Below are 11,564 nucleotides of genomic sequence, written 5' to 3'. Positions count from 1 at the left end.
CTTACAGCTTCATCAGGCTGGCGTCGTCGACCGAGGCCGAGTGGCGGGTACGGAACAGCGACACGATGATCGCGAGGCCCACCACGACCTCCGCGGCGGCGACGACCATCGTGAAGAACGCGATGATCTGGCCGTCGAGGTTGCCGTGCATCCGGGAGAAGGTGACGAACGCGAGGTTGCAGGCGTTCAGCATCAGCTCGATGCACATGAAGACCACGATGGCGTTGCGCCGGATCAGTACGCCGGTCGCACCGATCGTGAACAACAGGGCGGCGAGGTAGAGGTAGTTGACCGGGTTCACTTCGACGCCTCCTCGGGCCGCTTGAACGTCTCCGGCTCGATCGCCCTGCGCTCCAGGCGCTCCTGCGCGCGCTGCTCCAGCGCTCGCAGGTCGTTGAGCGCCTCCGCGGACACGTCACGGATCTGGCCGCGTTCGCGCAGCGTCTTGCTGACGGTCAGCTCGGACGGGGTGCCGTCGGGCAGCAGGCCCGCGATGTCCACGGCGTTGTGCCGGGCGTAGACACCGGGGGCGGGCAGCGGCGGGATGTGCGCGCCCTCGCGGATGCGTTGTTCGGACAGCTCGCGCTGGGTTTTGACCCGCTCGGTGCGCTCCCGGTGGGTGAGCACCATGGCGCCGACGGCGGCCGTGATGAGCAGCGCGCCGGTGATTTCGAAGGCGAAGACGTACTTGGTGAAGATGAGGGTGGCGAGGCCCTCCACGTTGCCGTTCGCGTTCGCCTGGCCGGTGCCGTCGAACTGCTTCAGGGAGGCGTTGCCGATGCCGGCGAACAGCAGGACACCGAAGCCGACGCCGCACAGGAGGGCCAGCCAGCGCTGGCCCTTGATGGTCTCCTTCAGGGAGTCCGCGGCGGTGACGCCGACGAGCATCACCACGAACAGGAACAGCATCATGATCGCGCCGGTGTAGACGACGATCTGCACGATCCCGAGGAAGTAGGCGCCGTTGGCGAGGTAGAACACCGCCAGGACGATCATGGTGCCGGCGAGGCAGAGCGCGCTGTGCACGGTCTTCTTCATGAAGACGGTGCACAGGGCACCGAGCACCGCGATCGTGCCGAGGGCCCAGAACTGGAAGGCCTCACCGGTGGAGGTGGTGTAGGCGGCGAGGTGCTGCGCGCTCATCAGCCGATCACCTTCCCGGAGGCCGGCTCGTCCTCGCCGAACGTGGACGCGGCCTCCTGCGGGACCTCTCCCTTGGAGACGGCGGTCTGGCGGACGGTGCCGGGCGCGGCCTGCGTGACCAGGCCGCGGTAGTAGTCCTGCTCGTCCGTCCCCGGGAAGATCGCGTGCGGTGTGTCGACCATGCCCTCTTCGAGACCGGCGAGCAGCTGCTCCTTGGTGTAGATGAGGTTGGCGCGGCTAGAGTCGGCCAGCTCGAACTCGTTGGTCATCGTCAACGCGCGTGTGGGGCACGCTTCGATGCACAGGCCGCACAGGATGCAGCGGGCGTAGTTGATCTGGTAGACGCGGCCGTACCGCTCGCCCGGCGAGTAGCGTTCCTCGTCGGTGTTGTCGGCGCCCTCCACGTAGATGGCGTCGGCGGGGCAGGCCCAGGCGCACAGCTCGCAGCCGACGCACTTCTCCAGGCCGTCCGGATGGCGGTTGAGCTGGTGCCGTCCGTGGAACCGCGGAGCCGTGGTCTTCTTCTGCTCCGGGTACTGCTCGGTCAGCCGCTTCTTGAACATGGCCTTGAAGGTCACGCCGAAGCCGGCCACGGGGTTCTGGAAGCCGGGCTTGGGCTGCCCGGTCTCCTGAGGCTCCTCAGCCATCGGACGCCTCCTTTCCATCCGAAGATCCGTCACTGACAGTGTCCGGCCCACCACTGACAATCAGCTCCCGCTCCCGGCTGGAGCGGCGCCTGGGCACCGGCGGCAGCTGCTGTCCGGGCAGCGGTGGTACGGGGAACCCGCCCGCCATCGGGTCGAAGGCCGGCTCCGGGCCGGCGGGCTGCTCGGCGGTCCTCCCCTTGTCGCGGAACATGTCGGCGACGAAGGAGATCAGCAGCAGGGCGAGGACACCGCCGCCGACGTAGAGCGCGATGTCGGCGAAGTCGTAGTTCTCGTTGCGCAGCGCGCGGACGGTCGCGACCAGCATCAGCCAGGTCACCGAGACCGGGATGAGGACCTTCCAGCCGAGCTTCATCAGCTGGTCGTAGCGGACCCGCGGGAGCGTGCCGCGCAGCCAGATGAAGAAGAACAGCAGCAGCTGCACCTTGATGACGAACCAGAGCAGCGGCCACCAGCCGTGGTTCGCGCCCTCCCAGAAGCTGCTGACCGGCCAGGGCGCGCGCCAGCCGCCGAGGAACAGGGTGGTGGAGACGGCCGAGACGGTCACCATGTTCACGTACTCGGCGAGCATGAACATCGCGAACTTGATCGAGGAGTACTCGGTGTTGAAGCCGCCGACCAGGTCGCCCTCGGACTCCGGCATGTCGAAGGGGGCGCGGTTTGTCTCGCCGACCATCGTGACGATGTACAGGATGAAGGAGACCGGCAGCAGCAGGATGTACCAGCGGTCGTGCTGCTGCTCGACGATCGTGGACGTCGACATCGACCCCGAGTAGAGGAACACGGAGGCGAACGCGGCGCCCATGGCGATCTCGTACGAGATCATCTGCGCGCAGGAGCGCAGGCCGCCGAGGAGCGGATAGGTGGATCCGGAGCTCCAGCCGGCGAGGACGATGCCGTAGATGCCGACCGAGGCGACCGCGAGGATGTAGAGCATCGCGATCGGCAGGTCGGTGAGCTGCATCGCGGTGCGGTGACCGAAGATCGAGATCTCGTTGCCGGCCGGCCCGAAGGGGATCACCGCGATCGCCATGAAGGCCGGGATGGCCGCGACGATCGGCGCGAGGACGTAGACCACCTTGTCCGCGCGTTTGACGATGAGGTCTTCCTTGAGCATCAGTTTCACGCCGTCGGCGAGGGACTGGAGCATGCCCCAGGGGCCGTGCCGGTTGGGGCCGATGCGCAGCTGCATCCAGGCGACGACCTTGCGCTCCCAGACGATGGAGAACAGCACGGTCACCATCAGGAAGGCGAAGCAGAACACCGCCTTGACGACGACCAGCCACCAGGGGTCGCGGCCGAACATCGAGAGGTCTTCAGCGGCGAGGTACGGGCTCATGCCTCCACCTCCTTGGGGGCCTCTCCGGCGGCAGCCGCCGGGCCGATACGGACGAGGGAACCGGGCCGCGCCCCGGTGTCGGAGGCGACGCCGGAACCGGTGGAGTTCAACGGGAGCCAGACCACCCGGTCGGGCATGTCGGTGATCTGGATGGGCAGTTCGACCGTGCCGGCGGGGCCGGTGACGGCCAGGGGTGCGCCGTCCGCGACGCCCGCCTCGGCGGCGGTCGCGGCGGACACGCGCGCGCGTGCGGCGTGCCGGGTGCCGGCGAGCGCCTCGTCGCCCTCCTGGAGGACGCCCTGGTCGAGCAGCAGCCGGTGTCCGGCGAGTACGGCCTCGCCGACGGCCGGACGGGGCAGCACGCCCGCGGACTCCATGGGGCCGCCGGCGCGGGGGCCGTCCCAGGGGCCGAGCCGGTCGATCTCCGCGCGCGTGGTGCGCAGATCCGGCAGGCCCAGGTGGACGTCCATGGCGTCGGCGAGCATCTGCAGCACGCGCGTGTCGGTCGGCGCGAGCCGGCGGGTCATCTGGTCGGGCTTGAGCGCGGTCTCGAAGAAGCGCACGCGGCCTTCCCAGTTGAGGAAGGTGCCCGCCTTCTCGACCACCGCGGCGACCGGCAGGACGACATCGGCGTGCTCGGTGACCTCGCTGGGCCGCAGCTCCAGCGAGACCAGGAAGCCGACGCCGTGCAGCGCCTCACGCGCGTGTGCCGGGTCGGGCAGGTCGGCGACCTCCACCCCGGCGACCACCAGCGCGGACAGTTCGCCGTTGGCGGCGGCGTCGATGATCTGGTGGGTGTCCCGGCCGTAGCGCGGCGGGAGTTCGGCGAGCCCCCAGACGGCGGCGACCTCCTCCCGCGCGCGCGGGTCGGTCGCCGGGCGGCCGCCCGGCAGCAGCGAGGGCAGCGCGCCCGCCTCGACGGCACCGCGCTCACCGGCCCGGCGCGGGATCCACACCAGTTCGGCGCCGGTCGCGGTGGCGGCGCGCAGGGCGGCGGTGAGACCGCCCGCGACCCCGGCGAGCCGCTCCCCTACGACGATGACGGCGCCCTCGGTGCGCAGGGCCTCGGCGGCACGCGTGCCGGGCTCCTCCAGACCGACGCCGGCGGCGAGGGCGTCCAGCCACTCCGTCTCGGTGCCCGGTGCGGCCGGCAGCAGCGTGCCGCCGGCCTTCTCCAGACCCCGGGTGGCGTGTGTGGCCAGCGCGAACACCTGCTGCTTGTGCTTGCGCCAGGCCTTGCGCAGCCGCAGGAAGACGCCGGGTGCCTCCTCCTCCGACTCGAAGCCGGCCAGCAGTACGGCGGGTGCCTTCTCCAGGGACGTGTACGTGACGCCCGTACCGTCGAGGTCACGGCCGCGGCCGGCGACCTGCGCGGCCAGGAAGTCGGCCTCCTCACCGCTGTGCAGGCGCGCGCGGAAGTCGATGTCGTTGGTGTCGAGTGCCACGCGCGCGAACTTGCTGTACGCGTAGGCGTCCTCCACGGTCAGCCGGCCCCCGATGAGGACGCCGGCCCGGGAACGGGCGGCGGTCAGGCCGCGCGCCGCCGCCTCCAGTGCCTCGGGCCAGGAGGCGGGTTCCAGCACGCCGTCGGCGCTGCGCACCAGCGGGGTGTCGAGGCGGTCCCTCTGCTGCGCGTACCGGAACGCGAAGCGTCCCTTGTCGCAGATCCACTCCTCGTTGACCTCGGGGTCGTTGGCGGCGAGGCGCCGCATGACCTTGCCGCGCCGGTGGTCGGTGCGGGTGGCGCAGCCGCCGGCGCAGTGCTCGCAGACCGACGGCGAGGAGACGAGGTCGAAGGGGCGGGAGCGGAACCGGTAGGCGGCGGAGGTGAGCGCGCCGACCGGGCAGATCTGGATGGTGTTGCCGGAGAAGTAGGACTCGAACGGGTCGCCCTCGCCGGTGCCGACCTGCTGGAGCGCGCCCCGCTCGACCAGTTCGATCATCGGGTCGCCCGCGATCTGGTTGGAGAAGCGGGTGCAGCGGGCGCACAGCACGCACCGCTCGCGGTCGAGCAGCACCTGGGTGGAGATCGGTACGGGCTTCTCGTAGGTCCGCTTCTTGCCGTCGAAGCGGGACTCGGCGTTGCCGTGCGACATCGCCTGGTTCTGCAGCGGGCACTCGCCGCCCTTGTCGCAGACCGGGCAGTCCAGCGGGTGGTTGATGAGCAGCAGCTCCATCACGCCGTGCTGGGCCTTCTCGGCGACCGGTGAGGTCAGGTGGGTCTTCACCACCATCCCGTCGGTGCAGGTGATCGTGCAGGACGCCATCGGCTTGCGCTGGCCCTCGACCTCGACGATGCACTGGCGGCAGGCGCCGGCCGGGTCCAGGAGGGGGTGGTCGCAGAACCGGGGGATCTCGATGCCGAGCTGCTCGGCGGCCCGGATGACCAGGGTGCCCTTGGGCACGCTGATCTCGATGCCGTCGATCGTCAGCGTGACGAGGTCCTCCGGCGGGACCGCCGCCTCTCCGCCACCCGCGGGAGCGTTGGTGGTCACGGTCATGCGTTCACCTCCGGGCGGTCCGCCCAGGCCGTCGACTTGGCCGGGTCGAAGGGGCAGCCCCGGCCGGTGATGTGCTGCTCGTACTCCTCACGGAAGTACTTCAGCGAGGAGAAGATCGGTGATGCTGCACCGTCACCGAGGGCGCAGAAGGACTTGCCGTTGATGTTGTCGGCGATGTCGGCGAGCTTGTCGAGGTCGGACATGACGCCCTTGCCGGCCTCGATGTCCCGCAGCAGCTGCACCAGCCAGTACGTTCCTTCGCGGCAGGGCGTGCACTTGCCGCAGGACTCGTGGGCGTAGAACTCGGTCCAGCGGGTCACGGCCCGCACCACGCAGGTCGTCTCGTCGAAGCACTGCAGCGCCTTGGTGCCGAGCATGGAGCCGGCGGCGCCGACGCCCTCGTAGTCCAGGGGGACGTCGAGGTGCTCGTCGGTGAACATCGGCGTCGAGGAGCCGCCCGGTGTCCAGAACTTCAGGCGGTGGCCCGGCCGCATGCCGCCGCTCATGTCGAGGAGCTGGCGCAGGGTGATGCCGAGCGGGGCCTCGTACTGGCCGGGGCTCGCGACGTGGCCGCTGAGCGAGTAGAGCGTGAAGCCCGGGGACTTCTCGCTGCCCATCGACCTGAACCATTCTTTCCCGTTTTTCAGGATGGCGGGAACTGACGCGATCGACTCGACGTTATTCACCACAGTCGGACAGGCGTAGAGGCCTTCCACCGCAGGGAAGGGGGGACGGAGCCGCGGTTGACCACGGCGGCCTTCGAGCGAGTCGAGCAGTGCGGTCTCCTCACCGCAGATGTACGCGCCCGCACCCGCGTGCACGGTGAGCTGGAGGTCGAGTCCGCTGCCCAGGATGTTCTCGCCGAGGTAGCCCGCCGCGTAGGCCTCGCGCACGGCCTCGTGCAGCCGCCGCAGCACAGGGACGACTTCACCACGCAGATAGATGAAGGCATGCGACGACCTGATGGCATAGCACGCGATCACAATGCCCTCGATGAGGCTGTGCGGGTTCGCGAAGAGGAGCGGGATGTCCTTGCAGGTGCCCGGCTCCGACTCGTCGGCGTTGACAACTAGATAGTGCGGTTTCCCATCACCCTGAGGAATGAACTGCCACTTCATTCCGGTCGGGAATCCCGCGCCGCCGCGGCCTCGCAGCCCGGACTCCTTGACGTACGCGATCAGGTCGTCCGGCGACATGGCGAGGGCCTTGCGGAGCCCCTCGTATCCCTCGTGCCTCCGGTAGACGTCCAGCGACCAGGACCGGTCCTCGTCCCAGAAGGCCGACAGCACGGGTGCGAGCAGCTTCTCGGGGCTCATGTCCTTCAGCTCGGATGCCACGGTCATCACTCCCCCTCCTCGGCGGTAGGCCCTGCCGGGTGGGCCGGGTCGGAGGCCGATGTCTCCTGCGGCGCGTCATGGGAACTGAGGTGCTCGGCCGGCGACGGCTCGTGCACCCTGTCCTGCGGTTCCCCCTGCGGACCTCCGCGCGGATGGACCACGCGTGCGGATGCGGCCTCTCCCCTTGCCAGGCGAAGGCCCACCAGCGACGCGGGTCCCGCACTGCCGCCCTCCTCGACGGCCCCGGGCCGCTCGTCGGGGAAGCCGGCCAGGATCCGCGCGGTCTCCTTGAAGGTGCACAGCCGCGCCCCTCGCGTGGGCTGTGCGGGGCGCCCCGCGCGCAGTTCGTCGACCAGGCGCTTGGCGCTCGCCGGGGTCTGGTTGTCGAAGAACTCCCAGTTGACCATGACCACCGGCGCGAAGTCGCAGGCCGCGTTGCACTCGATGTGCTCCAGGGTGACCTTGCCGTCGTCGGTGGTCTCGCCGTTGCCGAGGCCCAGGTGTTCCTGGAGGGCCTCGAAGATCGCGTCGCCGCCCATCACCGCGCACAGCGTGTTGGTGCACACGCCGACCTGGTAGTCGCCGGAGGGCCGGCGCCGGTACATCGTGTAGAAGGTGGCGACGGCGGTGACCTCGGCTGTGGTCAGGCCCAGCATGTCCGCGCAGAACTGCATGCCGGTGCGCGTGACGTGGCCCTCCTCCGACTGCACGAGGTGGAGGAGCGGCAGCAGGGCGGACCGCGAGTCGGGGTAGCGCGCGATGATCTCGCGCGCGTCCGTCTCCAGGCGGGCCCTGACGTCGTCCGGGTAGGCGGGCGCGGGCAGTTCGGGCATGCCCAGGCTGACGCCCCGCTCCGAAGAAGAGGTGGTCACCGGTCGACGCCTCCCATCACGGGGTCGATGGACGCGACGGCGACGATGACGTCGGCGACCTGGCCGCCCTCGCACATCGCCGCCATGGCCTGCAGGTTGGTGAAGGACGGGTCGCGGAAGTGGACCCGGTAGGGGCGGGTGCCGCCGTCGGAGACGGCATGCACCCCGAGTTCGCCCTTGGGTGACTCGACGGCCGTGTACGCCTGTCCCGGCGGGACGCGGAAGCCCTCGGTGACCAGCTTGAAGTGGTGGATCAGGGCCTCCATGGAGGTGCCCATGATCTTCTTGATGTGGTCGAGGGAGTTGCCGAGCCCGTCCGGTCCCAGGGCGAGCTGGGCGGGCCAGGCGATCTTCTTGTCGGCGACCATGACCGGGCCGGGCTGGAGCCGGTCCAGGCACTGCTCGACGATCCTGAGGGACTGGCGCATCTCCTCCAGGCGGATGAGGAAGCGGCCGTAGGCGTCGCAGGAGTCGGCGGTCGGGACGTCGAAGTCGTACGTCTCGTAGTCGCAGTACGGCTGCGTCTTGCGCAGGTCGTGCGGGAGGCCGGTGGCGCGCAGGATCGGGCCGGTCGCACCGAGGGCCATGCAGCCGGCCAGGTCGAGGTAGCCGACGTCCTGCATGCGGGCCTTGAAGATGGGGTTCCCGGTGGCGAGCTTGTCGTACTCCGGGAGGTTCTTCTGCATCTTCTTCACGAACTCGCGGATCTGGTCCACCGCGCCGGGCGGCAGGTCCTGGGCGAGTCCGCCGGGCCGGATGTACGCGTGGTTCATGCGCAGGCCCGTGATGAGCTCGTAGATGTCGAGAATCATTTCACGATCACGGAATCCGTAGATCATGATCGTGGTGGCGCCCAGTTCCATGCCGCCGGTGGCGATGCACACCAGGTGCGAGGAGAGCCGGTTCAGCTCCATCAGGAGCACCCGGATGATCTTGGCGCGCTCGGTGATCTGGTCCTCGATGCCGAGGAGCTTCTCGACGGCGAGGCAGTAGGCGGTCTCGTTGAAGAAGGACGTCAGGTAGTCCATGCGCGTGACGAAGGTGGTGCCCTGCGTCCACGTGCGGTACTCGAGGTTCTTCTCGATGCCGGTGTGGAGGTAGCCGATGCCGCAGCGGGCCTCGGTGACCGTCTCGCCCTCGATCTCCAGGATCAGGCGGAGCACCCCGTGGGTGGACGGGTGCTGCGGACCCATGTTGACGACGATGCGTTCGTCGTCGGCGCGGGCCGCGGACTGGACGACCTCGTCCCAGTCGCCACCGGTGACCGTATATACCGTGCCCTCGGTGGTCTCGCGTGCGGACGCGGCCGACGCGGCGGATGCTGACTGCGTGCTCACGAGTACGACCTCCGCTGGTCCGGAGCCGGGATCTGGGCGCCCTTGTACTCGACGGGGATGCCGCCGAGGGGGTAGTCCTTGCGCTGCGGGTGGCCCTGCCAGTCGTCGGGCATCATGATCCGGGTCAGGGCCGGGTGACCGTCGAAGACGATCCCGAAGAAGTCGTAGGTCTCGCGCTCGTGCCAGTCGTTGGTCGGGTAGACGGAGACCAGCGACGGGATGCGCGGGTCGCTGTCGGGGGCGCTGACCTCAAGGCGGATCAGCCGGTTGTGGGTGATCGAGCGCAGGTGGTAGACGGCGTGCAGCTCGCGGCCCTTGTCGTTCGGGTAGTGGACGCCGCTGACGCCCGTGCACAGCTCGAAGCGCAGGGCCGGGTCGTCGCGCAGGGTGCGGGCGACGCGGGGCAGGTGCTCGCGTTCGATGTGGAAGGTCAGCTCGCCGCGGTCGACGACCGTCTTCTCGATGGCGTTTCCGGGCAGGAGGCCCTGCTCCTCCAGGGCGCCTTCCAGTTCGTCGGCGACCTCGTCGAACCAGCCGCCGTAGGGCCGGGCCGCCGGCCCCGGGAGCCGGACCGAGCGGACCAGGCCGCCGTAGCCGGAGGTGTCGCCGCCGTTGTCGGCGCCGAACATGCCGCGCTGGACGCGGATCTCCTCGCCGCCCCGGCCGCGGTGGCCGGGGAGGTTGGAGGCGGAGAGGTCCTTCTCGGGGTTCACCCCGTTCGCGGAGCCGTTCACCCCGTCGCCTCCGTGGGTGCCGTTGGCGTCGCTCACCGCAGCAGCCCCTTCATCTCGATCGTGGGCAGGGCCTTGAGCGCCGCCTCCTCCGCCTCGCGGGCCGCTTCCTCGGCGTTCACGCCGAGCTTGGAGGACTGGATCTTCTGGTGGAGCTTGAGGATCGCGTCCATCAGCATCTCGGGGCGGGGCGGGCAGCCGGGCAGGTAGATGTCGACCGGCACGATGTGGTCGACGCCCTGGACGATCGCGTAGTTGTTGAACATGCCGCCGGAGGAGGCGCACACCCCCATGGAGATCACCCACTTGGGGTTGGGCATCTGGTCGTAGACCTGCCTCAGGACGGGCGCCATCTTCTGGCTGACCCGGCCGGCGACGATCATCAGGTCGGCCTGGCGCGGCGAGCCGCGGAAGACCTCCATGCCGAAGCGGGCGAGGTCGTAGCGGCCGGCGCCGGTGGTCATCATCTCGATGGCACAGCAGGCCAGGCCGAAGGTGGCCGGGAAGACGGACGCCTTGCGCACCCAGCCCGCGGCCTGCTCGACGGTGGTCAGCAGGAAGCCGCTCGGCAGCTTTTCTTCGAGTCCCATGTCGTTAAAGGCCCCTCAGTCCCATTCCAGACCGCCGCGCCGCCATACGTACGCGTAGGCGACGAAGACGGTGAGCACGAAGAGCAGCATCTCCACGAGCCCGAAGATCCCCAGGGCGTCGAAGGTGACGGCCCAGGGGTAGAGGAAGACGATCTCGATGTCGAAGACGATGAAGAGCATCGCCGTCAGGTAGTACTTGATGGGGAAGCGCCCGCCGCCGGCCGGCGTGGGGGTCGGCTCGATGCCGCACTCGTAGGCTTCGAGCTTGGCGCGGTTGTACCGCTTCGGACCGATCAGCGTGGCCATGACCACGGAGAAGATCGCAAAGCCTGCCCCGAGGGCTCCCAGTACGAGGATGGGCGCATACGCGTTCACCGCTCCTCGCTCCTCTCAGTCGGCGCTGACTGCTGGCGGTTGCACTGGGCTCACGTCCGCCTCACCGGTCCCACGAACCCCGCGCGTCCCGGGCGAAGATCGAGAACATGTGAAGCAGGTCACAAGCCCAACTGCCTCGCATCTTATGCCTGCCGCTCTGTGATCTGCGACACGGGGTATTGCACAAGCTTTGTGATCTCCACCACCTGACGAAGGATCATGAAGTCGGATGATGAGTGATCTTCATACGCGAAGCGTTCAGTTGATCACCAGAAGTGACAATCCTGCCTGTCATCGCAGGCCGGAGGGGGCGTCTCCATATCAAGAGAGTTCCGCTGCATGCAAATTGGTGCTGGACGCGGGGGGCTGCTAATGGGCCGCGTTCACACATCAGAGGGAGGCGGCGGCCAGGTGTGGACGCGGGTCGGGGTGCGTGCACGCGTTCACGAGCGCGGTGCGCGCGGGACGCCCTGGTTCCGGTGACCGTTGCGTGACCTCTGCCACATTCATGAGAGGCCCCTGAGAACCGGGCTTGGCCAACGACCTCAACCGATGGTAAGCGGGGGGCAATTCGGACGTAATGATCAAAGACCGTGATCAAGGGCTTGATCACGGGCGTCCACAATGTCCGTTACGGCGTCAATAAAGAGCGACACGCCCGGGACTTGAGGGCT

The 11,564-nt window shown here is 68.9% G+C and carries 11 protein-coding genes; all 11 read right to left on the bottom strand.

Features of this window, described 5'->3' with window-relative positions:
- Position 1: 1 nt before the first annotated feature.
- The 11 genes from nuoK to IG05_RS0130165 are packed head-to-tail and all read right to left on the bottom strand — an operon-like array spanning position 2 to position 10,890.
- Positions 2 to 301 carry an NADH-quinone oxidoreductase subunit NuoK gene (nuoK, locus tag IG05_RS0130215; RefSeq protein ID WP_023547474.1) on the bottom strand — a complete coding sequence of 100 codons (300 nt, stop codon included), beginning with the start codon at positions 299 to 301 and terminating at the stop codon, positions 2 to 4.
- Positions 298 to 1,143, bottom strand: a complete 846-nt coding sequence (locus IG05_RS0130210; protein ID WP_030347208.1) for an NADH-quinone oxidoreductase subunit J — start codon at positions 1,141 to 1,143, stop codon at positions 298 to 300. The genes nuoK and IG05_RS0130210 overlap by 4 nt, the downstream gene beginning before the upstream one ends.
- Entirely contained in the window at positions 1,143 to 1,790 is a 648-nt protein-coding gene (gene nuoI, locus IG05_RS0130205) for an NADH-quinone oxidoreductase subunit NuoI (protein WP_030347207.1), read from the bottom strand. Before nuoI ends, IG05_RS0130210 begins: the two co-directional genes overlap by 1 nt.
- Entirely contained in the window at positions 1,783 to 3,147 is a 1,365-nt protein-coding gene (gene nuoH / locus IG05_RS0130200; protein ID WP_030347206.1) for an NADH-quinone oxidoreductase subunit NuoH, read from the bottom strand. The genes nuoI and nuoH overlap by 8 nt, the downstream gene beginning before the upstream one ends.
- Positions 3,144 to 5,648, bottom strand: coding sequence for an NADH-quinone oxidoreductase subunit G (locus tag IG05_RS0130195; RefSeq protein WP_030347205.1), 2,505 nt, complete (start codon positions 5,646 to 5,648; stop codon positions 3,144 to 3,146). Before IG05_RS0130195 ends, nuoH begins: the two co-directional genes overlap by 4 nt.
- On the bottom strand, positions 5,645 to 6,994 hold the full coding sequence (gene nuoF, locus IG05_RS0130190) for an NADH-quinone oxidoreductase subunit NuoF (protein ID WP_199808406.1): 1,350 nt from the start codon (positions 6,992 to 6,994) through the stop codon (positions 5,645 to 5,647). Before nuoF ends, IG05_RS0130195 begins: the two co-directional genes overlap by 4 nt.
- The gene (gene nuoE, locus IG05_RS0130185) at positions 6,991 to 7,857 is read right to left on the bottom strand and encodes an NADH-quinone oxidoreductase subunit NuoE (RefSeq protein WP_030347203.1); all 867 of its coding nucleotides are present in this window, start codon (positions 7,855 to 7,857) and stop codon (positions 6,991 to 6,993) included. Before nuoE ends, nuoF begins: the two co-directional genes overlap by 4 nt.
- Positions 7,854 to 9,194 (bottom strand): NADH-quinone oxidoreductase subunit D, encoded by a 1,341-nt coding sequence (locus IG05_RS0130180; protein WP_030347202.1) that lies wholly within the window; start codon positions 9,192 to 9,194, stop codon positions 7,854 to 7,856. The genes nuoE and IG05_RS0130180 overlap by 4 nt, the downstream gene beginning before the upstream one ends.
- Positions 9,191 to 9,964: an NADH-quinone oxidoreductase subunit C gene (locus tag IG05_RS0130175; protein WP_030347201.1), complete on the bottom strand. Its 774-nt coding sequence runs from the start codon at positions 9,962 to 9,964 to the stop codon at positions 9,191 to 9,193. The genes IG05_RS0130180 and IG05_RS0130175 overlap by 4 nt, the downstream gene beginning before the upstream one ends.
- Complete coding sequence (locus IG05_RS0130170) at positions 9,961 to 10,515, bottom strand: NuoB/complex I 20 kDa subunit family protein (protein ID WP_007383964.1); 555 nt, start codon at positions 10,513 to 10,515, stop codon at positions 9,961 to 9,963. The genes IG05_RS0130175 and IG05_RS0130170 overlap by 4 nt, the downstream gene beginning before the upstream one ends.
- Positions 10,516 to 10,530: 15 nt before the next feature.
- Positions 10,531 to 10,890, bottom strand: a complete 360-nt coding sequence (locus IG05_RS0130165; protein WP_003992243.1) for an NADH-quinone oxidoreductase subunit A — start codon at positions 10,888 to 10,890, stop codon at positions 10,531 to 10,533.
- Positions 10,891 to 11,564: the final 674 nt, after the last annotated feature.

Source organism: Streptomyces sp. NRRL S-1022, assembly GCF_000720135.1.
Classification (GTDB): Bacteria; Actinomycetota; Actinomycetes; order Streptomycetales; family Streptomycetaceae; genus Streptomyces.
This window is presented reverse-complemented; position numbering and strand designations above follow the sequence as displayed.

Excerpts from the sequence above, each read along its gene's own strand:
- IG05_RS0130210 (WP_030347208.1), bottom strand. The coding sequence starts at position 1,143 with ATGAGCGCGCAGCACCTCGCCGCCTACACCACCTCCACCGGTGAGGCC.
- nuoI (WP_030347207.1), bottom strand. The coding sequence starts at position 1,790 with ATGGCTGAGGAGCCTCAGGAGACCGGGCAGCCCAAGCCCGGCTTCCAG.
- nuoH (WP_030347206.1), bottom strand. The coding sequence starts at position 3,147 with ATGAGCCCGTACCTCGCCGCTGAAGACCTCTCGATGTTCGGCCGCGAC.
- IG05_RS0130195 (WP_030347205.1), bottom strand. The coding sequence starts at position 5,648 with ATGACCGTGACCACCAACGCTCCCGCGGGTGGCGGAGAGGCGGCGGTC.
- IG05_RS0130170 (WP_007383964.1), bottom strand. The coding sequence starts at position 10,515 with ATGGGACTCGAAGAAAAGCTGCCGAGCGGCTTCCTGCTGACCACCGTC.